This is a genomic window from Photobacterium kishitanii, from assembly GCF_003026355.1.
Classification (GTDB): domain Bacteria; phylum Pseudomonadota; class Gammaproteobacteria; order Enterobacterales; family Vibrionaceae; genus Photobacterium; species Photobacterium kishitanii.
This window is the reverse complement of record NZ_PYON01000002.1, coordinates 214,103-235,630: the sequence shown is the minus strand read 5'-3', so window position 1 is coordinate 235,630 and position 21,528 is coordinate 214,103. Positions and strand designations below refer to the sequence as shown.

General features: G+C 39.7%; 18 protein-coding genes. 10 read left to right on the top strand and 8 right to left on the bottom strand.

The window, feature by feature from the left end; genetic code table 11:
• Positions 1–73 precede the first annotated feature (73 nt).
• From tkt to C0W29_RS03225, 6 genes are all read left to right on the top strand, one after another.
• Entirely contained in the window at positions 74–2,068 is a 1,995-nt protein-coding gene (gene tkt / locus C0W29_RS03250) for a transketolase (protein ID WP_036792101.1), read from the top strand.
• A gap of 293 nt (positions 2,069–2,361) precedes the next feature.
• Positions 2,362–3,834 (top strand): aldehyde dehydrogenase family protein, encoded by a 1,473-nt coding sequence (locus C0W29_RS03245; RefSeq protein WP_045045071.1) that lies wholly within the window; start codon positions 2,362–2,364, stop codon positions 3,832–3,834.
• Positions 3,835–3,843: 9 nt separating this feature from the next.
• The gene (locus C0W29_RS03240; RefSeq protein WP_045045072.1) at positions 3,844–4,833 is read left to right on the top strand and encodes a membrane dipeptidase; all 990 of its coding nucleotides are present in this window, start codon (positions 3,844–3,846) and stop codon (positions 4,831–4,833) included.
• Between the two features lie 192 nt (positions 4,834–5,025).
• Positions 5,026–6,582, top strand: coding sequence for a BCCT family transporter (locus C0W29_RS03235; protein WP_045045073.1), 1,557 nt, complete (start codon positions 5,026–5,028; stop codon positions 6,580–6,582).
• Positions 6,583–6,691: 109 nt separating this feature from the next.
• Entirely contained in the window at positions 6,692–8,398 is a 1,707-nt protein-coding gene (locus C0W29_RS03230; protein WP_052671647.1) for a hypothetical protein, read from the top strand.
• The gene (locus tag C0W29_RS03225) at positions 8,395–9,117 is read left to right on the top strand and encodes a DUF3726 domain-containing protein (RefSeq protein ID WP_045045075.1); all 723 of its coding nucleotides are present in this window, start codon (positions 8,395–8,397) and stop codon (positions 9,115–9,117) included. Before C0W29_RS03230 ends, C0W29_RS03225 begins: the two co-directional genes overlap by 4 nt.
• Positions 9,118–9,195: 78 nt before the next feature.
• On the opposite strand, the gene C0W29_RS21615 is transcribed toward C0W29_RS03225, so the two are convergent.
• A complete protein-coding gene (locus C0W29_RS21615; RefSeq protein WP_155395125.1) occupies positions 9,196–9,372 on the bottom strand; it encodes a hypothetical protein in 177 nt (58 codons plus the stop codon).
• A 316-nt stretch (positions 9,373–9,688) separates the two neighbouring features.
• Between C0W29_RS21615 and C0W29_RS03220 the strand changes: the two genes are divergently transcribed.
• Positions 9,689–10,003 carry a hypothetical protein gene (locus tag C0W29_RS03220; RefSeq protein ID WP_036792082.1) on the top strand — a complete coding sequence of 105 codons (315 nt, stop codon included), beginning with the start codon at positions 9,689–9,691 and terminating at the stop codon, positions 10,001–10,003.
• A gap of 108 nt (positions 10,004–10,111) precedes the next feature.
• Here the strand turns inward: C0W29_RS03220 and C0W29_RS03215 are convergent, their stop codons facing one another.
• Complete coding sequence (locus tag C0W29_RS03215) at positions 10,112–10,555, bottom strand: bifunctional diaminohydroxyphosphoribosylaminopyrimidine deaminase/5-amino-6-(5-phosphoribosylamino)uracil reductase RibD (protein WP_045045076.1); 444 nt, start codon at positions 10,553–10,555, stop codon at positions 10,112–10,114.
• A gap of 156 nt (positions 10,556–10,711) precedes the next feature.
• On the opposite strand from C0W29_RS03215, the gene C0W29_RS21555 reads away from it, so the two are divergent.
• The 3 genes from C0W29_RS21555 (at position 10,712) to C0W29_RS03205 (ending at position 13,949) form a co-directional block, all read left to right on the top strand.
• Positions 10,712–11,023 (top strand): hypothetical protein, encoded by a 312-nt coding sequence (locus C0W29_RS21555; protein ID WP_045042174.1) that lies wholly within the window; start codon positions 10,712–10,714, stop codon positions 11,021–11,023.
• A 298-nt stretch (positions 11,024–11,321) separates the two neighbouring features.
• Positions 11,322–12,653 (top strand): peptidoglycan DD-metalloendopeptidase family protein, encoded by a 1,332-nt coding sequence (locus tag C0W29_RS03210; RefSeq protein ID WP_045042175.1) that lies wholly within the window; start codon positions 11,322–11,324, stop codon positions 12,651–12,653.
• A 243-nt stretch (positions 12,654–12,896) separates the two neighbouring features.
• Positions 12,897–13,949 carry a succinylglutamate desuccinylase/aspartoacylase family protein gene (locus C0W29_RS03205; RefSeq protein ID WP_036792071.1) on the top strand — a complete coding sequence of 351 codons (1,053 nt, stop codon included), beginning with the start codon at positions 12,897–12,899 and terminating at the stop codon, positions 13,947–13,949.
• A gap of 66 nt (positions 13,950–14,015) precedes the next feature.
• Here the strand turns inward: C0W29_RS03205 and C0W29_RS03200 are convergent, their stop codons facing one another.
• From C0W29_RS03200 to C0W29_RS03175, 6 genes are all read right to left on the bottom strand, one after another.
• A complete protein-coding gene (locus C0W29_RS03200) occupies positions 14,016–14,621 on the bottom strand; it encodes an NTP transferase domain-containing protein (RefSeq protein WP_235604250.1) in 606 nt (201 codons plus the stop codon).
• Entirely contained in the window at positions 14,593–15,576 is a 984-nt protein-coding gene (locus C0W29_RS03195; protein WP_036792066.1) for an XdhC family protein, read from the bottom strand. Before C0W29_RS03195 ends, C0W29_RS03200 begins: the two co-directional genes overlap by 29 nt.
• Before the next feature lie 73 nt (positions 15,577–15,649).
• Entirely contained in the window at positions 15,650–16,900 is a 1,251-nt protein-coding gene (locus C0W29_RS03190; protein WP_045042177.1) for a cytochrome c, read from the bottom strand.
• Positions 16,897–17,427: a (2Fe-2S)-binding protein gene (locus tag C0W29_RS03185; protein WP_036792060.1), complete on the bottom strand. Its 531-nt coding sequence runs from the start codon at positions 17,425–17,427 to the stop codon at positions 16,897–16,899. The genes C0W29_RS03190 and C0W29_RS03185 overlap by 4 nt, the downstream gene beginning before the upstream one ends.
• Positions 17,424–20,267: a xanthine dehydrogenase family protein molybdopterin-binding subunit gene (locus tag C0W29_RS03180; protein ID WP_052671648.1), complete on the bottom strand. Its 2,844-nt coding sequence runs from the start codon at positions 20,265–20,267 to the stop codon at positions 17,424–17,426. Before C0W29_RS03180 ends, C0W29_RS03185 begins: the two co-directional genes overlap by 4 nt.
• Positions 20,268–20,799: 532 nt before the next feature.
• Complete coding sequence (locus C0W29_RS03175; RefSeq protein WP_036792057.1) at positions 20,800–21,336, bottom strand: Dps family protein; 537 nt, start codon at positions 21,334–21,336, stop codon at positions 20,800–20,802.
• Positions 21,337–21,528 lie beyond the last annotated feature (192 nt).

The following is a 21,528-nucleotide window of genomic DNA, read 5'->3' as shown; positions in this document are numbered from 1 at the left end:
ACTATATTCAGAAAGCGGCTCATGTAGCCGCTTTCTTAAGTTTACATTTACCTAAATATTTGGTGAAAATTCTATGGAACGTAAAATGTTAGCGAACGCTATCCGTGCTCTAAGCATGGACGGTGTACAACAAGCAAATTCTGGCCACCCTGGCGCACCTATGGGTATGGCTGATATCGCAGAAGTACTATGGCGTGGTCATATGAACCACAACCCACAAGATCCTAAATGGGCTGATCGCGACCGTTTTGTTTTATCAAACGGCCACGGTTCTATGCTTATTTACTCTCTACTTCACCTAACAGGCTACGACCTATCAATTGACGATCTTAAAAACTTCCGTCAACTGCATTCAAAAACACCTGGTCACCCAGAATACGGTTACGCTCCTGGTGTTGAAACAACAACAGGTCCTCTAGGCCAAGGTATTACTAACGCTGTTGGTATGGCGCTTGCTGAAAAAGCAATGGCTGCACAATTCAACCGTGAAGGTCATGATATCGTAAACCACAACACTTACGCTTTCATGGGCGACGGTTGTATGATGGAAGGTATCTCTCACGAAGCATGTTCTCTAGCGGGTACACTAGGTCTTGGTAAGCTAGTTGCTTTCTGGGATGACAACGGTATCTCTATCGATGGTGAAGTTGAAGGCTGGTTTGCTGACGATACTCCTAAGCGTTTTGAAGCATACGGCTGGCATGTTATCCGTCACGTTGATGGCCATGACGCTGCTGCAATCAATGCTGCAATTGAAGAAGCTAAAGCTGAAACAGCTAAGCCTACTTTGATCTGTTGTAAGACAATCATCGGTTTTGGTTCACCAAACAAAGCAGGTTCTCACGACTGTCATGGTGCTCCACTAGGCGCTGAAGAAATCAAAGCTGCACGTGAATTCCTTGGTTGGAACCACGGCCCATTTGAAATCCCAACTGAAGTTTACGCTGAGTGGGATGCAAAAGAAGCAGGTAAAGCTAAGCAAGCATCTTGGAACGAGAAGTTTGCAGCATACACTGCAGCATTCCCTGAACTAGCGGCTGAGTTTACTCGTCGTATGAACGGCGGTCTACCTGCTAACTGGGAAGCTGAAACAAGCAAAGTTATTGCTGATTTACAAGCAAATCCAGCTAACATTGCATCACGTAAAGCATCACAAAACGCACTTGAAGCATTCGGTAAACTATTACCTGAGTTCATGGGCGGTTCTGCTGATCTTGCACCATCAAACCTAACAATGTGGTCTGGTTCTAAGTCAATCACACCTACAGATGCATCAGGCAACTACATTCACTACGGTGTACGTGAATTTGGTATGACTGCAATCATCAATGGTATGGCGCTACACGGTGGTTTCGTTCCTTACGGCGCAACATTCCTAATGTTCATGGAATACGCACGTAACGCACTACGTATGGCTGCACTGATGAAAATTCAGAACATCCAAGTGTACACACACGATTCAATCGGTCTAGGCGAAGATGGTCCAACTCACCAACCAGTTGAGCAAGTGTCGTCTCTACGTCTAACACCAAACATGAGCACATGGCGTCCATGTGACCAAGTTGAATCAGCAGTATCTTGGAAGTACGCGATTGAGCGTAAAGATGGTCCAACATCTTTAATTTTCTCTCGCCAAAACCTAACTCAACAAGATCGTTCAGCTGAGCAAGTAGCTAACATCGTTAAGGGTGGTTACATCCTTAAAGATTGTGCTGGTAAGCCAGAGCTAATCTTGATCGCTACGGGTTCTGAAGTAGGTATCGCAGCAGAAGCATACGCAGAGCTAACAGCAGCTGGTCGTCAAGTACGTCTAGTTTCTATGCCAGCTACTGACTTATTTGATAAGCAAGATGCTGCTTACCGTGAAAGTGTATTACCTGCAGATGTTACTGCTCGTATTGCTATCGAAGCGGGTATTGCTGATTACTGGTACAAGTATGTAGGTCTTAACGGTCGCATCATCGGTATGACAACATTTGGTGAGTCAGCGCCAGCTGAAGAACTATTCAAAATGTTTGGCTTTACTGTTGAAAACATCGTAAACACTGCGAACGAATTACTAGCATAAGTTATTCTTCGTAAGAACAACATTGTTGTTAAATAACGAATCTAAAAATGGTCTAACATCTGTTAGGCCATTTTTTTTACTAAATTTCTTATTATAATAAGAGCTTATAAGTAATTAACCATTTTATATCTTGCCGAAATTGCTGATTCTGCCATTCATATTCCTTCTCACCGCTAATAAATAATCTGATAAAAATACACACTGTTTGATTTTCAGATACATACTTATATTGATCACTGTCTATCATTGCTTGCTAATAAATAAATTAACACAATGAATATAAAGGATTTTATATGATAGAAACCACTAAGTTTGATATCCCTCGACAAGCAGAAAGCGCCCTCTATATCAATGGAGAGTGGCAACGTGGTCTTACTACTATCACCAATATCAACCCCTCTGATATCTCTACACCCATCGGTTATTTTGCTCAAGCTAGCGAACAACAACTCCAACAAGCGATTGAGGCAGCTATTGAAGCTCAGCCGCTATGGGAAAAAACCCCCCTAGAACAAAAACAAAAAATATTACACGCTATTGGTGATGAACTCATTAACCGCTGTGATGAATTAGGCCGCTTATTATCACAAGAAGAAGGTAAACCCATCGCTGAAGGCCGTGGTGAAATTTTCCGAGCAGGACAATTTTTTCAGTATTTTGCCGCAGAAGTCCTCCGTCAAATCGGTGATCTCGCGACATCGACTCGTCCAGGGGTATCAATAGAAATAAATCGTGAAGCGGTTGGCGTAGTGGCTATTATTTCACCATGGAATTTTCCGACAGCAACTGCCGCATGGAAAATAGCACCAGCATTAGCCTTTGGGAATAGCGTTATTTGGAAACCAGCTAACCTCACCCCAGCCAGTGCCATGGCTTTAACTGAAATTATTCATCGCCAAGGTCTTCCTCGCGGTACCTTTAATCTGATCCTTGGTAGTGGCAATACGATTGGTAATACGCTGATCCACTCAGCTCAAATTAATGCAGTAAGCTTTACAGGCTCAGTTGAGGTTGGTCGCCAAGTGGCGACCGCTACAGCACCCAATTTTGTGCGCAGTCAACTTGAAATGGGCAGTAAAAATGCCTTAGTTATCGCAGATGATGCCGACATAGATATCGCGGTTGAAGCAACCATTATGGGATCTTTTTCTGGAACAGGACAAAAATGCACTGCATCTTCACGATTAGTGGTTATGGACAATATTCATGATGCTTATATTTCGGCACTCATTAAACGTATTGAAAGCTTGAAGGTGGGTCATGCACTAGAAGACGATGTTTTTATGGGACCCGTCGTTGATGGTCATCAATTAACAAATAATATGCTATGGGTTGATAAAGCTCATCAACATGGCGCTGAACTTGCTATTGGTGGCCACCAGCTAACCTTAGCGCATGATGGCTTTTATATGGCACCAACACTCTTTTTAAATACTAAAAATCAATGGGATATTAACCAAGAAGAAATATTTGCACCAATGGCCTGTGTTATTCGAGTGCATGATTTAGATGAAGCGATTGCTACAGTAAATGACACTCGCTTTGGTTTAACCAGTGGCATTATTACCCAAAGCTTATCGAGTAGTACATTGTTTAAGCAACAAGCACAAACTGGCTGTGTCATGGTCAATTTACCCACCGCAGGCACAGACTACCATGTCCCCTTTGGCGGCCGAAAGCAATCCAGTTTTGGCCCCCGTGAACAAGGTCAATACGCTAAAGAATTCTACACCATTGTAAAAACAACCTATCAACGTGCTTATTGAGGGGTTGCTATGTCTAACGAAAATCCGATTATTATCGATGGATTACAATACTGTCGCTGGGATAGAGCCTACTTTGAATCATTAAAAAATAGTGGCATAACAGCAGTACATATCACTTTGGTATATCACGAGACAGCCAGAGAAACATTAACTCGTTTCGCTCAATGGAATCACTATTTTGAATTATATCAAGATCTTATAATGCCAGTTCGCTCCTCAAAAGATATTATTCTCGCCATAACCAGTGAGCGGATTGGGATTTTACTTGGCGCTCAAAACTGCTCACCGATTGACGATGAAATAGGCTTAGTTGAAGTCATGCGCCAGCAAGGATTATTAATCATGCAATTGTCGTATAACAACCAAAGCTTACTCGCGAGTGGCTGTTATGAGCAACATGACGGTGGAATAACTCGATTTGGTCGACAAGTGATCAGTGAAATGAATCGAGTCGGCATGATCATTGATATGTCTCACAGCGCGGAACGTTCAACCTTAGAAGCGATTGATTTATCTTCGCGCCCCCTTTGTATTAGCCACGCGAACCCGAGCACTGCACATTCTGCATTACGTAATAAATCAGCTACCGTACTACGTGCACTTACCCAACGAGATGGCCTAATTGGTTTTAGTTTATATCCGTTTCATTTACCCAATGGCAGTCAATGCACATTGACTGATTTCTGCCACATGATTGCAGATACTGCTGCACTCATAGGCATTGAACATATCGGTATTGGCAGTGATTTATGCCTTAACCAACCTCAACATGTACTCGAGTGGATGCGTAATGGCCGCTGGTCAAAAACAATTGATTATGGTGAAGGTTCATCAAATAACGCGGGCTGGCCAGAGCCATTATCTTGGTTCAAAAATAGCACTGGCATGATGAATATTTACCAAGGACTGCTTGATCATGGTTTTAATCAACACGAATGCAATCAAATTATCGGTACTAATTGGCTGAATTTTTTAAAAAAAGGTCTCATAGCCATCTGATAAATAACAATAATCCAACGTCATCAAGTTTGTAACAACCAAGCAATACTACACTCTAACCCAGTAATAGGATCTCAACTTTTATTTGCCGCCTATTATTAATATTTAGCCCAATAACAATAACAACCAAGTTGGCAATGACCTTTTAGACGCTGTGACTGCAGCTAATTCACTCATGTGTGGAGACAACCAATGTCCGACTTGACCAACACGGTAAAAGGCAATAAAACAGCACCCTCTGCCGCTGAAAATTTCGGTCTCACCAATCCGGTACTGTGGTTAAGTGGCGGATTTATTGCACTATTTATAGCCTTAGCTCTATATGATAGCGTCTTATTATCGAGTTTAATAAATACTGGCTTTGGATGGGCTATTAAAATTTTTGGCCCTTACTGGCAATTATTATTATTACTGACTTTTATTATCGGATTAGTGCTCGCTTTAGGTCGTACTGGTAATGTTAAGCTCGGTGATCTTGAACAACCAGAAATTGAAACTATTCGTTGGATTCCAATTCTACTTTGTACACTTCTCGCTGGCGGAGGAGTCTTCTGGGCAGCCGCTGAACCAATAGCCCATTACATCACCGTACCACCGTTATATGGTGAAGTCGCATCACCATGGCAACGCGCAATTAATGCTCTAGCACAATCCTTTATGCATTGGGGATTTTTAGCATGGTCGATTACCGGTTGCTTAACTTCTATCATTTTATCTCACCTTCATTATGACAAAGGTTTACCTTTACAGCCTCGTACGTTGTTATATCCATTATTAGGTGATCGAGCCCTCAAAGGTACAACTGGGGCAATTATTGATGCTTGTTGTGTAATTGCAGTTGCGGCCGGTACTATCGGCCCGATTGGCTTTCTAGGATTACAAATCAGCTTTGCTCTTAATTCTCTATTTGCTATCCCCGATGGTTTCACAACCCAATTTATTGTTATTTTATTTGCAATCGCCATTTATACATTATCTGCGTTAAGTGGCCTTAATCGCGGAATTCAAATACTTAGTCGCTGGAATATCATCCTTGCAGTAGCACTTATGGCTTATATCTTATTCGTTGGTCCAACAGGGTTTATTATCAGTGGTTACTTACAAGGTGTCGGTACGATGATCGATAATATCATTCCAATGGCAACCTACCGCGGTGATGAAAATTGGTTAAGTTGGTGGACCGTTTTTTTCTGGGGTTGGTTCCTTGGTTATGGACCTATGATGGCCATTTTCATCACTCGAATTTCACGAGGACGCACCATCCGTCAATTAATCTTAACCTTAAGTCTTTGCGCGCCCTTAATTACCTGCTTTTGGTTCACCATTGTAGGCGGTACAGGTGTCGCATTTGAAATCGCTGATCCTGGCTCAGTAAGTAAAGCATTTGAAGGATTCAATCTCCCAGGGGCATTATTAGCAATCACCCAACAACTACCATTCCCGACGATTGTTTCTCTGTTATTTCTTATTCTCACCACGATATTTATTGTCACTACCGGAGATTCGATGACTTATACCATTAGTGTTGTCATCAGTGGTAGTACTGAACCTAATGCATTAATTCGTGCTTTCTGGGGGGTTGTTATGGGAATAACCGCAATTATCTTAATTTCTTTAGGTTCTGGTGGTGTATCGGCATTGCAATCTTTTATTGTGATCACTGCAGTGCCTGTCTCTTTGATTTTACTACCATCATTATGGGATGCGCCACGTATTGCGCTACGAATGGCCAAAGCACAAGGCTTATAGCATAAGTTCCATTGCGGGTAGTAGTGTGTATCTCTCGCGAACGAATAATGCTCAGCCTGTAACATCCACAATATGACTGACTTTAGCGATAATAGATATGGTGAGCACTATGAATGCACATTATTCTTCTCGTAACTTATTAGCTCTTCGCGCCCCTAATGTGGTGATGGATCCCTATAAACTTGGTGCAATGCATCAACATCGGCTTAGTTTCGTACGTAGTTTGATCCGTCGCATGGCTAATCAGCAATGGCACATAAAAGTGGCCCTGTGGGAGTTATCCTCTCAAGGCTTTGGCACCGTAATTTATCGTCTAATAACACCTTCACAGTATTATCATTTAGTCATATTTTCTAATGCAATCAATGACGAAGATCGTAACGATCGGGTTATTGCCGAAAAATGGGACATTACTTTTGCATTAATACAAGGCGCAGTTGATGATAATTGCTTACATCAACTGCGAAATAATGTTCCATTACAAGAAGCGGGAAGAAATAAAAATAACGTTCTTGTTCTAGCTAGAGCCAATAAAAGCGTGCGCGTTTTTAATCATCTCGTAGATAGACTGGCCAACGGTCAACAACCAGATCATGATATGTTAGTCAATGTTGGCTATATTTTGCGGACAACCGCAGTATATGGCAACGGTAAGTTTGGTATTGCCGATTTTGAATTATTAGCAGATAACCCTGATTTTAACTTATCGTTTAGTGCCCAAATGTGTGCAGTGTATATTCTGCGTCAATTCAGTCTTGATTGGGTGCATTTTTTAGCGAAACAACAAGGGGGGAAAACAGCAGTTCAGCTTTCGCGTCCTCTACAACGTTATTTAGGTATCGGTAATGCAACAGGACTTGGGATGGCACCTTATTTAATTTGTCACCCGCGGATCATTGATCAATGGATGTTTGTTCGAGAAACAGCAATTGCAATAATTTCTACCTATACCATTACTCTCGCTGCAAAACGACAGCTGACTACGTTACTGCGGCGAGCTGTCATACATTTACAACAAATTGTCACTATAGATAACCACCAACAACGTTTAAATCACACCGCAATATCTGAATTACAGCACGTTTTATCTCAATTCTCTGCCGTAGCTATCCCTCATCAATACTGGCAAACATTATTAAACCACTGTCAATCTCTGAGCGAAGAAGCACAAGAAATAATCATCGCGTGTTTATTAGAACTTTACCCTAAACAAACGGATAATCTTGAACATCAAATGAATGCTGATGAAACATTAACTTTAATCAGTGGCACGACGGTTAGTGATCTTACTGCATTATTAGAACAACGTTATCAATGGGCTTTAAAGATTGATTTTGAACAACCGGATGATAATTACTGGTTTTGGTATCGCTCTGCTGATAAAGAAGAGCCTCGCATCGGCATTCGCGGTGACGATCTCGGTGAAGAAAAACAATTACCATTAGATATCGCCCGCCAAACACAAGCTTTATATATCGCTTTAAAGCAAGTATCACCCAAAAAAAAATTAACGACATTCTTATTACAACAGCCACATTTTCGCACTATTGCACGCCGAACTTGGACACTTGGACACTGCCCAATGGGTGATATTCAAATCAATATTTTATCTCGTCATGCCTTACCGATACATTTATTACGCTGTAAGTTAGCTATGCTTGGTGCAACTAAATTTGATCCGCGTTCTGATCGCTGGCTACGAGTCACTTTTTATCAAGGGGCGCCACTTATCGATGAAATACATGCTAACGAATGGTTATTTCCAATACTTCCTACAGCCAAATCTCACTCTGAGATAAAGGAGCGCCATTCATGAATATCTCACACAATGAATTAGTGGTTATGTGTAGTAAAGCCTTTGCAGGTCTACATCGGTATAATGGTGAGGCCGACATTATTGCTAATATGGTTGCAGATTTAGAAATGGTAGGATTGCATGGCATCGATCACTTTATTAATGCATTAGCACTATTAGCCCATGAGCAAGATTACCCCGTTGAAATTACCACCGAAACAGCACAACAAATCATGGTTGATTTGCATGGTTATAGTATTTTATGTCACTTACCAATATTACTCGATTATGCGGTTGAAAAACTCACCGTCCAATCACAAGTTATTTTAAATATAGAACAATGCCATAACCGTTGGTTAGCATTTAGCGAATTAATTAAATTATCAAATATTGGTTTATCAGTCAGAGCCTATTGGTTTAATCCTTTAGCATCTCATCATGTGACCTATATCTTAAATGCAGGCCAAATATTACCTGAAGTATATCTTTATCCAACCACGCTACTGCCAATAAAAGACACACATATCGATCCATTACATTACTTATCGATTGAAATTAACAAGCATCGTATATCATTACCCATGCCATCAATCACACTTCAGCATATTGCATCGACAACCCTATTAACTACAAAAAAGAATACTTGGCAACAAGGCATCACAATTACTCCAACCGCATGGAAAACTATTAAGCAGCTTGCGGGAGCTATATTAGTTGAATCAAATGAACATACATACTAACTATAAAAAATCGAAACAAAAAAAGCCTCTAACAATATGATTAATAGAGACTTTTATCATAAAAGACTCACATCTAAATCAATGCATTTTATGTTTAGGTTTAGGTGTAATTTCTTCTTTATGGCTATGATCTTGCTTATTCAATTTAGGATGTGAATGCTGCTTTTGTTCTAATTTAGTTGTTGGCGCATTCACTTTCTCTTGACGATGATTGTGATGAGAATGTTCTTTATGCTCGGAACGTTTATCAATCATAATAAATACCTATTTAATTAATTTGTGATTTTTCTTTAGTTGATAATCCTCTTATCATTCAGTAAATAAATGTTTATTTTTAATAGCTATGTTTTCACTTTCATAAGCTATCGAACAAATTTTAACCGCCAATTTAATTTATTTTACCTCACAGTATATTTTTACTTAATAGACCTATTTTTAATATTCGGCAATTATCAAAAATAAAATATTTGATTATAAAAAAGAATATTGTTCAAATTTAAAATCGGCGTAAATTAAATCCCATAGACAGACACCAACTTATTATTAACGCTGTTTATTGAAGGATTAAGATATGAGTCATAACAATAGTCAAGAGCACAAAGGTTCACAAGGCGGTCATCAACACGGTGCTGAATTCGAACATGAGAAAATGGAACGTCGTTATGACGATGGTTTAGAGCATAAGCATAATCGTGACCATCACGAAGACCGCGAACATGAGAAGAGCCATCCACATACTCAACACGGTGGTGATCCTAAAGGTCATAAACACCCAGAGCAAACTCATGGCGATCGCCACGAACATGACGAACATCGTCATCACAAAACTAAAGAGCATGATCATAAAGAATCATCTCGTGAACATCACAAAACTTCAACTAAATAATTATTTAAGTTTACGTTGTTATTCGTGATATTCTAAAAGCCGATTTAATAGTGGTAATATATTTATTATCCATTTAAATCGGCTTTTCGTTTTATTATCACAATAATATTATTTATTTTTTAATAAATAAGGTGATATAAAGTTAAAGACTTCTTGCTCACACAAACCAATACTCACTTCTATACCAGCTTGCTTTAAAACATCAATTCCTTTACCACTATTGCGTGGGTCTGGATCAAGTACCGCAACAACAACTCGCTTAATACCTTTCGCAACCAAAGTATGCGCACAAGACGGTGTACGACCGACAAATGAGCAAGGCTCTAAGGTTACATATGCTGTCACCTCGTTAAATGGTAAATCATAATTTGCCAATGCCATTGCTTCTGCATGATGTAATCCGGGCGGTTGGGTAAAACCCTCACTAACAATTTTCCCCTCTTTCACCAATACACACCCAACAGGAGGATTAGGACGACAAGCGGGAAGTGCTTGCTGCGATAATGCTAATGCACGCTGCATAAAACCGATTTCTTGCGCTAACTCTGCCATAACACCTTCACTTTAATTATCTCAGAGAGACTATTCTATACCGAAATAAAGCTCATCTGTTATGCGAATAACATGAATTATACATGAATTAACAACTCACTCTCAATTCAGGTGCTGTAGGATTAAATACCCTCACTGAATAACATGAGGTTTTTCATGAAACGATTGATCATAACACTAACATTATCGGTTGCACTGCATTCATTATCGGCATTTGCGTCAATGCCAAGTTCAACCACTATATCAAGTCCATTATCGACTCAACAGATGATTGAATATATCGATCATACCCATCAATTAACAACGGCAGAAAAAGTCCAAACTGATGTGGTAAGCTCGATCAATAAAAATAATTATTTACAAATAAACTCTCACAAAGACGCGCATTTAGAACAACGAGAAATAGCGCGACGGCCAAAGAAAAAATACACTAGCGCCTACTACACCAAGGCCAATACTCACCCCTAATAATTATTCAGGTAATAAACATTACCATATTACTTATGCTTATTAGGACAACATTCGTCCAGCTTAACCTTGTTTCCCTTGCTGGACGAAACTGCAATTTCTACTCAACTGAGAGCCAAAATATCGTATAACAATCATTTGTATACTTTATGCGCGTAATTATCGAAAAATTAAGCAAAAAAATCGCGTGGAAGGTATTAATTCATTTAAGGTTCAGAAAGGGTATGTTTTCATACATGCTCGCTAAATAAGCCAAGTGCAGACGCACTCATTAAAAATAAAAGAACTGACGAGCATTATGTCTACGTTTAAAACGACAGTACTAACTAATTTTGTAAACTACCGCCTTATTAGTCTTATTGGACTATCTCTTGTTACTGCTGCTGCCGTATTCTCAATTAACACCACCCCTTCAACACATCATAAAGAGATACAACTGCCTTTAATCACCACCCCCCAAGTGGTATTAAAAACCCTGACACCAGCAGCTGTAACTAAAGATATTGTGCTACCACCAACTTATGAGTACAAAGTCAAAAATGGTGACACACTCAGTGAGATTTTTGCGCAATTAAACTTACCGCAAGCCGATGTAAAAGACATCATGGCAGCTGATTTAAATAGCTTACAAATTGATAACTTACGTCCAGGTGATATCTTACGATTTTGGGTAACAGATAGTGATCATCGTTTAAATAAAGTGCAACTACAGTTTAACGTTGCACATATGATTAACTATACTCGAGAGAAAAATAACGACTTTAGTGTTAAAGAAATCACCTTACCTGGCATATGGCGTGAAAAAGTCATTAATGGTGAAATTCATGGTAGCTTTAGTTCATCGGCAAAAAAAGCAGGCCTAAATTACACTGATATTCATGAAATTATGGCTATTTTTAAAGATAAACTAAATTTCGATCGTGATCTAAGAACAGGCGACCGCTTTGAAGTTGTACGCAAAGCAAAGTATGTCAATAATCAAGCCAGTGGCGATACGGAACTTCAGGCTGTCCGTTTATATACCAATAAACAACAGTTTTCCGCGTATTTAAACAGTGATGGTAATTTTTATGACCAACATGGCGAAAGCTTGCAACGGGCATTTTTACGTTACCCAACAACAAAACGGTTCCGTATTAGCTCACCGTTTAATCCCCACCGTCGACACCCAGTAACGGGGCGAATTCAACCACATAACGGCGTTGATTTTGCCGCGCCAATAGGGACACCCGTCTTAGCTACCGGCGATGGGGTCGTAACACGGGTTACAAACCACCCTTATGCAGGTCGTTATGTTGTGATCAAGCATAGTGCTAATTACAGTACTCGCTACCTACATAACAGTCGTATTCTGGTCAAAGTTGGTCAACGTGTAAAACGTGGCCAAGAAATTGCGCTATCAGGTAAAACAGGCCGTGTCACAGGGCCACATATTCATTACGAATTTTTAGTTCGTGGAAAACCTGTTAACCCATTAACTGCGAAGATCCCATTAGCAGCATCGGTTTCACATCAACAGAAAAAAGCCTTTGAGCTTGATGTGGCACAATATAATCGCTTAATGCGCCAACCATTAGCCAATAAAAACAGTGCGATTCAGGTAGCCGTTAACGAACCTAAAGACTCATAGTTATCCTCATAAAAGCACTGCAAGCTAATTGCAGTGCTTTTTTAATACACTTCGCAACCATTTATCTTTACATCTGATACAAATTGATACATTTACGCTACTTTAAATCCAATTAAATGTGATATTGTTCCTGTTTTAAAATGGAATTTATGATTATTCTCAATATGTTATAACGCCATGATTATCTATGCGTAAACATTAAACGATCATCATATCCTAATAGCCCATATACAGGACGTATCCATGGCCACAAAAAATATCCCGTTTGAATTTTCAGATTTAATGGTTGAACCGGGAAACCATGCCAACTGCGAACTCGAAATTGCTCGCCTATATACCCACTCTCCCTTATCGGTATCGGTTGATATTCTACATGGAAAACATCCAGGCCCAGTATTGCTGATCAATGCAGCTATTCATGGTGATGAGCTCAATGGCATTGAAGTTGTCCGTCAAGTTATTGAAAAAATAGATTTATCAAAACTTCACGGTACTATCATTGCAGTACCAGTGGTTAACGTTTTTGGCTTTATCCATAAATCACGTTATTTGCCAGATCGTCGTGATCTTAACCGTTGCTTCCCAGGGGCAGAGCGTGGCTCAATTGCCGGACGAATGGCTTATCAATATTTTAATCACGTTGTACGCCGCGCGACACATGTAGTCGATTTACACACTGCAGCTATCTATCGTACTAATTTGCCACAAATTCGTGCCAACCTTGATAATCCACAAGCAAAAGCAATGGCGATGGCTTTTGGATCTCCAGTCGTCGTTGATGCCAGCTTACGTGAAGGATCATTACGTGCTGCGGCAGAAGAGTTTAATATTCCAGTGATCACCTTTGAAGCAGGTGAAGCACTCCGCCTTGATGCCCATGCCGTTGGCTCTGGCGTACAAGGGGTATTAAAAGTGATGCATCACTTAGAAATGTTGCGTACTAGTCGTAGTAAAAAAGTGGTTGAGCCAATGGTACCTAAGGCGACACGTTGGGTACGTGCTGATTTTGATGGCTTACTACGCTCACATGTAGCATTAGGTGAGAAAGTAGATAAAAATCAAGTTATTGCTACTATTAGTGATCCGGCTGGCAGCAGTGAAGCAACGGTTATTGCCCCACAAGGTGGTATTGTAATTGGCCAGCAAACATTACCACTAGTGAATGAAGGTGACGCTATTTTCCATATCGCTTTCTTTGAAGAGCCTGATGGCTTAGTGGAAGAGCAAGTTGAATCTTATCTTTACGAGGCGATTGAAGAGCTTGATGATGACTTAAAATGGGGCATGACAAGCTAAATTAGCTTTATCATTAAGCCAAAAATAAAAAAAGAGAAGCATATCGGCTTCTCTTTTTTATACTCTTTATTTTACTGCTTGCTGTTTATTTCCAGCTATTAATTGCTGATACTTTTCAGGCGTATCAATATCTAGATAAATACCACTCGTCGCTGTTAGCTGTAAATAATGCTCTGATCCCGTTTGTAATACTTGCTTCATGGTAGCAGTAACAGGTAGTGCTAGAATTTGAGGTATTAACTCTGCAGTAATCAGAACAGGATGTCCTGTCTGGTGTTTATTACCAGGAAATACAACTCGCGCACAACCAGCTTGCCATAACCACCTGAAGACTTGCGGCTCAATACAAGGCATATCAGCATGGGTAATAAAAAACTTCGAGCTTGTTACTGCCTTAATACCCACTTGAATTGAGCTTAACATCCCCTGCTGATAATCCTGATTAACCACCACTGTAATCTGTTGTTGATGTTGATAATGCCGTATCAACTCCTCGGCGCGATACCCAGCAACGACGATCACTTGAGAACAAAACATTAACGCATGTTTGATTGCGATATCTAATAATGTGCTGTCTTGATAGGCTAACATTGGTTTCCATGCTCCCATTCGAGATGACAACCCCGCAGCAGGAATAACACAATCAACCATGGCGATAGTGCCATGAATCACACTCAATACCATTTTTAGCGGCAATCACCTCAGCCATAATAGCAATAGCAATCTCAATCGGTGTTTTACTACCAATCGCCACGCCAATGGGTGCATGTAAGCGTGCTAATTGCTGTTGTTTATACTCACCAATACGCATTAATCGTTCCCGCCGACGCTCACTGTTAGCCTGTGATCCCAAAGCGCCAATATAGAATGCAGATGACTCTAACGCCCCCATTAGCCCCAGATCATCAACCCGAGGATCATGTGCTAGCGCTAATACAGCAGTATAATCATTAGCATAACGCTCAACAAAATCATCAGCAGCACACCACTCAACATCAATGCCACCATCAGCTGATGTCCAACGCCAGTTTTGTTGATAATTATCACGCATATCACACAAGCGAACCGCAAACCCAGCTCTAACCGCTAATCGCGCAACCTCTTCACTGACTTGGCTAATACCCAATAATAATAGTTGCCAATGTTGTTGGTAATGAACCGTTAACCACGGCGTAGTAAAAGATGAGGCATCAAGATCGGTTGTAATACAGCGCTGCTCTGATTCAATATTTATCAGCCGCACAAAAGCATTATTTGTCATCGCCGCCGTTAACCACTCATTAAGCCAATGATAGTTAATATTCGGTTGTAAATACTCAATCAACAACGAAATATGACCGCCACAAGGTAATTCATATCGACTACCATCAGCAGCTAAATGACTTCCATAATCAAAGACCTGCATCGGTTTATCTAACTGATGCTGTTGAATTAATTTCATAAAAGCATCTTCAATACAGCCACCGGAAACTGATCCCGAACGGATACTTCCTTCTGTCGCAAATAACGAGCCGATTGGACGAGGTGCTGAACCATAAGTTGATAAAATAGTACATAACCACACCGATTTACCGTGGTTTAACCATGTTTGACAATCAAGCAACACCTGTTTATCTAATGCATTCATAGGTTGTTTATCACTTTAATTAGATGACAACAAAAATGAAGTTAGCCTGCGATAACACAGGCTAATTTCATGATCAGTTGTTCGACAGTTGTTTTTTAATTGCAGCAACTTGTTTTGCAGTCGTTGTTGTTATTTGCGTAGAAAAACTATGATGCAAATACGTTATCAAATCAGCCATTTGTTGATCATTTAAGCTATTTTTATAACCCGGCATCGTATAATAAGACTGCTGCTGATTATAACCTTGCTGGCTAATACCATTGGTTAATACCGCAACAGTATTGAATATATTGCTATCTTCAATCGTGGCATTATTTTTTAAAGCCGGTGCAACATTTGGTAATCCTTGACCACTTAAACCATGACACCCAGAGCATTTATCCATATAAATACGGTATCCCGGTAGCTTAGTGTCCAACGGTGAGACAGCTAAGGGTGTTAATTTAGATTGTGATTTTGAGCTTGATTGCGGCTGTGCTTGATCTAATAAATAACTGGTTATCGCAGTAATATCATGATCATTAAGCTGAGTTAAACTGTGTTTTTCGACAACATACATATCGTCAAACGCAGTGCCTTTCGGTGATTGACCGGTTTTTAAGAATTGTGCTAAATCATGAAATGTCCACTTTTCTTGAGTCAGATTTTTCGCGGTAATATTAGGCGCATTAAGGTAATTGACGACTGCACCTTCCAGCGCATGGTCTTGTTCAGTTGCCATCATAAAATTACGAGGAGTATGACACTCTCCACAATGGCCTAAACCTTGGACTAAATACTTACCTCGGTTCCAAAGGGGACTTTTATCAGCTGTTGGCTTAAATGTTGCTTTATCAAAACCAACCAAATTCCATAGTTTTAATCCCATTCTAATATTGAAAGGGAAACCTATACCATTTTCTCGATTTGGCTGCGTCGCTGGCTTGGTATGCATAAAATAAGCATACAAAGCTTGCATATCATGATCACTAATACGGTGATAAGACGCATAAGGCATCGCAGGATATAAATTACCTATAGGTGCAACACCATTACGCACCGCATCAACAAATTGCTGATAAGTATAGTTACCAATACCGTATTGTTTATCACTACTAATATTGGTTGAATATAATGTCCCAAAAGGGGTGTCGAATGCTCGTCCACCACCATAGACTTGACCACTCGCAATTGTATGGCAACCATCGCAATCACCCGCTGTCGCTAAATATTTACCTTGAGCAATTAATTGTGCCATGTTTGCAGGTAATGGCGCTTGTGCGTAAACCGCGCCAGAACTTAATAGCAAACCGCAGATTACGCTAACTTTTAGGCTCGGTTTCATTTTACTAACCCCGGCTGTGAAAGTACTAGATCACGGAGGCCAACATAATATTTACGGTAACCAGAACAACGGCAGATATGATTTTTCAAGGCATTCTCAATCACATCTTCAACCTGTGCTTTATCTACTGGTTGCTTAGCTAATTGCTCAACTAACACCGTAGACTCATTCACAAAACCAGAAGTACACCAACCACATTGGAAGGAAAAGTGATCGACAAAGGTCTGCTGTACTGGGCTTAAGGCCGTAATTTGTCCCATCAGATTACGCTTAGCATGACCTTCTACAGTACGCAGCTTTTTACCATTAAAGTTGCCAACACCATTAATGCAAGTGCGCTCAGTGTGTGAGCTACCATCCGCATCATCAACAATAATGGTACACGCATGACAAACACCAATACCACAACCAAACTTGGTACCAGTTAGCCCTTGATATTCATGTAAAAAGTCGATCATTTTAACTGATTCATCAACGTCTACTGGACCCACAATATTGCCATTAATTGTCATAGTTACAGTGATCATGCGAGTGCTTCCTTAATATCAGCGGCGGTAACAGGTAAATGGTAAAAACGTGTATTGGTAATTTGATACAATGCTTCTGTAATTGCAGGGACAATCGGGATCATCACCACTTCCGCAATACCTTTGCGCTGATCTGAGTTATTAAATGGCGGTAAAATAGTATGGTTCATTTGCCATATACCAACATCAGTGGCTAATGGCACCTGATAACGATTGAGGTTCCAAGTACCGTTGCCTGGCCCCTCTTCACCTGCTGGTAAATACTCATATAATGCATGGCCCATACCCATTACTAAGCCACCTTCAATCTGCCCCTCAACCAACTCTTTAACGATCACTTTTCCAGCATCAAGCCAAGTTTGAGTCGCAATAACCTCAACCTTTCCAGAGCCTTTTTCCACCGCTAATTCAACTAAGGTTGCACATGGCGCGTAATACACGACCATCGCATTATTCAAAGAAGTGGCAGGATAATTAACCTTATTACGATCTAATAAATGCCAACCACTACTGGTCATTAATTTTTTCTTACTATCATCGGCACCATGACCATATTTAATGGCCATTGCATCTAACTGATAGGTTTGCTTTTGCCCTTCAACGGTAAATTCAGCTTCAACCCAACCCCAACGGTTAAATGTATGCACCATTGCAGCGGTTACTAAACCGTGTTGATGGACATGTTGAGCCAGCATATCAAGTGGTAAAGGCTCCATACCATTGGCACTTAATTTACCGTCAACCCAGACCGCATCTTCCATTGCACCAAAATCCATCGCTGCGAGATCGCCGCTATAATACAATTTACTCCAAATTGCTTTCGCCGCAGGCCATAGCCCATACTCAAAAATAACTTTGGCGGCATTTTCGGTCGCTTTCGATTGAAAATATGCTGATGTCGATGCAGAAGAGGCGTATGGAATAATAGGTGTCCACCGCGGATTTTGTTGCATTTTATCTTGGTAGGCTTGGCTCATCGTAAACGGTGATTGGGTATTGATCATTTGGAGCGGATCCCAACCATGCACTTCAGCAAGATTAATCGTATCTGCCGGACGACCAAAATAATCAGCTAACACTGCGGCTTGAGACGTTTGTGCACCAGTACCTATTTCAACGGCAGAAATTCCCATCACAATGCGACCGGTTTTATCCATTTCAATATAAGTTGCTGGCGCATCATCACCAGCACCATAATCTTTAGTACAAATGGCGAAACCAGTACCAAAGAGTTTATTGGGATGCTTCGCTTCATATGCCTTACGACGTTGGTGACGATTAACCCACATTTCATGCTGCTGGGCTTGTGTTAATATTTCAGCATAATGTTCAGTACTGGTTGGTACAGCACCTTGAGTATTAAGTTGCCCCGTTTTAATAACATTACGCAATCTTAATTCAATCGGATCAATATTGAGTAACTGAGCCGCTTCATTAACCATCATTTCCATGGCAGACATGGTTTGTAAAGTGCCAAAACCACGCATCGAACCTGATGCTGGATTTTCAGACACATTAGCGACAGCAGTAATATCATTTTTAGGGAAATAATAAATAGACTGTAATGCACTCGCTCCTACTTCAGCGACCACAGAGCTGAAATTTTCACGACCACCGCCATCAAGCTCCATATTACTGACAATACCCTGAAACTTACCGGTTGTTTTATCTATCGCTAATTGATTAGTCATCGTAAATGGATGACGTTTTAAACCTGCTTGAAACTGTTCAAAACGATCGTTCGCCATTCGCACTGGATGATCACTGTACATCACCGCTAATAAACCATAATAAGGCAAAATTGAGTGATCTTTACCACCAAAGCCACCACCAATAAATGGCGAATGAACCACTAAATTTTTAACTTTGCCAGCAAGAGGCCCTTTGGTAAGCATTGAGGTGGCAAAGCCAAAAAAGTTATTCGGTGATTGTGAAGAAGGAATGGTGTGCATTGTCTGTGTTTTGCTATCAAACCAACCATTAAAGCACTCAGGCTCCATAAACATCGGGTCAATAAACTGGGTTTGATAGTCACGTTTTAAAACAAAATTATTGTCAGCAGCGAGGCTAGCCTCAATATCTTTTGCTACAGCCATTTGTTGTTGCAATGGCGAACCTAAACGATCAGGTTGAGGCCAAAATGGTTTATGATCCACATAACTCGGAAAGTTAACCCCATTTTGTAATGGACTATATTTATCAGGAAGGATCCCTTGAGCATTACCTTGCTCACGAGTGATGCGCCACACACCCCAAGGGTCTTTACCAGCAGCCACTAAAGGATGTTGTTTACCATATTTAATAATGTCAGTATTAAATTGCAGCATATTTTTAGCTCGATGATAAGTTAGAAAATCATCGAAAATAAGTAGCATTGCAGCTTGACCAATATAGTCAGGCATTGCTCCTTCAGCCACTAACATATTAGTGCCATAAAATTGCGGTAATTCAATATTATCTTTAATTAATGTTGCAGCAGTAACTATTTTACTCGGCTGAGCATTCGCCGGTAATAAACTTAAATCAACACCTTGATAAATACGATCGGCACGATTTAAACGAATATAATAAGCCCATGATTGTTGACTTGGCCAACCATCAATATCAGCTGAACGTAAATCACGACCATATACTTTTTCACCCGTTACTTTAGCAATAGCGTCACTTCGAAAACGTACTTTAAAATTAGACTTCCAAGATGATGCTAATTCCGGAGCAACTAAACTATTACTACCATCTAAATTAAGATTAAATCTAGCTAATGCAGGGACGGTATAAACACAAATACCAGCGATGATACCATGCTTAATAAAACTCCTTCGAGAAAGTTCCATTGACATGATTAACTCCTTGACCATTTTAATTATTTTTTTTATAGGTTATTTCAAGTCGATAGTTATTTTTCATTTATGCTAAATACTATCTAAGCTAAATAGTAAACATAAAAACCAACAACCATATCGACCAAAAACAGCGGCTCACACACAATAAATATTCTTTATCATCGCCATTTTATACTCACAACCAATATAAACAACAGTCAATTAGAACCTAACTCATGAATACATATTCAAAAAAAGACATATAAAAAAAGAAAAAGAGTCATAAACACACACAAATACACATAAAAATAACAATATAATTCATATAAAATATTTATTCTTTAATATACCAACTATAATTTATTCACATTTATAAATGCCAAGTATCCCACCTCTAAAAAACAACAAAAAGACCAATAAATATTGATTAATAAGTTATCAATTTAATAACTAACTTTTCGTTTTAAATATCCGCTTTTCAGGTAATAAAAAAAGGATAGATTATTAAATCTATCCTTCATAATTAACAATTAAGTAAATGTTATATCACTCAATGACGGTATGATTCATAAAGAAACCAAACACGACGTTCTGTTTCATCAATCCAATTATCAATCATACTCACTGAAGAGAAATCATTACGTTCATCACATAAAATATGCGCAGCACGAAGTTCGGCAGCTAATTGTTTATTATCTTCACACAACTCAGCAAGCATATCAGCAGGTTCAACATAATCAGCATCATTATCTAAAATACGTTGCATCCGTGAAATTTCACCAATTGAACGTATTGTTCGACCACCAATTTTACGCGCACGCTCCGCAATATCATCAGTCATAGCAAATAATTGCGCACTCTGCTCATCTAACATTAAATGGTAATCACGGAAATGTGCACCACTCATATGCCAATGGAAATTCTTGGTCTTCATATAAATAGCAAATACATCAGCTAAAATTGCAGTTAGAGCTCCACTGATCTCTTTAGTCGCGTCTACACATAAATCTGTAGGTGTGGCTAGAGGACGAGTAAGGTGTTGCTTAGCGTCTTCAATTTGAACTTCAGTCAAGATTGTAGTACTCATCGTCTTTTCCTTAATAATAACAATTTTGTGAACATAGTTACTATAGGCCAAACAACTTGTATGACAATAGTGTTTAACGGCAGATTAATGCAACATAAATTTGCTTTCTTCTAGGTTAATAACCCCTATTTTATTTGACTATACTGATCAACATTTCTATTTCTGTGACATGATGATTTAATAAAATTTGCT

Bases quoted from the DNA above. Each gene is read 5' to 3' on its own strand.
- C0W29_RS03185 (WP_036792060.1), bottom strand. From the start codon at position 17,427: ATGATCACTGTAACTATGACAATTAATGGCAATATTGTGGGTCCAGTA.
- C0W29_RS03195 (WP_036792066.1), bottom strand. From the start codon at position 15,576: ATGAATGCATTAGATAAACAGGTGTTGCTTGATTGTCAAACATGGTTA.
- C0W29_RS03210 (WP_045042175.1), top strand. From the start codon at position 11,322: ATGTCTACGTTTAAAACGACAGTACTAACTAATTTTGTAAACTACCGC.
- C0W29_RS03220 (WP_036792082.1), top strand. From the start codon at position 9,689: ATGAGTCATAACAATAGTCAAGAGCACAAAGGTTCACAAGGCGGTCAT.
- C0W29_RS03175 (WP_036792057.1), bottom strand. From the start codon at position 21,336: ATGAGTACTACAATCTTGACTGAAGTTCAAATTGAAGACGCTAAGCAA.
- C0W29_RS03180 (WP_052671648.1), bottom strand. From the start codon at position 20,267: ATGTCAATGGAACTTTCTCGAAGGAGTTTTATTAAGCATGGTATCATC.
- C0W29_RS21615 (WP_155395125.1), bottom strand. From the start codon at position 9,372: ATGATTGATAAACGTTCCGAGCATAAAGAACATTCTCATCACAATCAT.
- C0W29_RS03245 (WP_045045071.1), top strand. From the start codon at position 2,362: ATGATAGAAACCACTAAGTTTGATATCCCTCGACAAGCAGAAAGCGCC.
- C0W29_RS03225 (WP_045045075.1), top strand. From the start codon at position 8,395: ATGAATATCTCACACAATGAATTAGTGGTTATGTGTAGTAAAGCCTTT.
- C0W29_RS03230 (WP_052671647.1), top strand. From the start codon at position 6,692: ATGAATGCACATTATTCTTCTCGTAACTTATTAGCTCTTCGCGCCCCT.
- tkt (WP_036792101.1), top strand. From the start codon at position 74: ATGGAACGTAAAATGTTAGCGAACGCTATCCGTGCTCTAAGCATGGAC.
- C0W29_RS21555 (WP_045042174.1), top strand. From the start codon at position 10,712: ATGAAACGATTGATCATAACACTAACATTATCGGTTGCACTGCATTCA.
- C0W29_RS03190 (WP_045042177.1), bottom strand. From the start codon at position 16,900: ATGAAACCGAGCCTAAAAGTTAGCGTAATCTGCGGTTTGCTATTAAGT.
- C0W29_RS03205 (WP_036792071.1), top strand. From the start codon at position 12,897: ATGGCCACAAAAAATATCCCGTTTGAATTTTCAGATTTAATGGTTGAA.
- C0W29_RS03235 (WP_045045073.1), top strand. From the start codon at position 5,026: ATGTCCGACTTGACCAACACGGTAAAAGGCAATAAAACAGCACCCTCT.
- C0W29_RS03215 (WP_045045076.1), bottom strand. From the start codon at position 10,555: ATGGCAGAGTTAGCGCAAGAAATCGGTTTTATGCAGCGTGCATTAGCA.
- C0W29_RS03240 (WP_045045072.1), top strand. From the start codon at position 3,844: ATGTCTAACGAAAATCCGATTATTATCGATGGATTACAATACTGTCGC.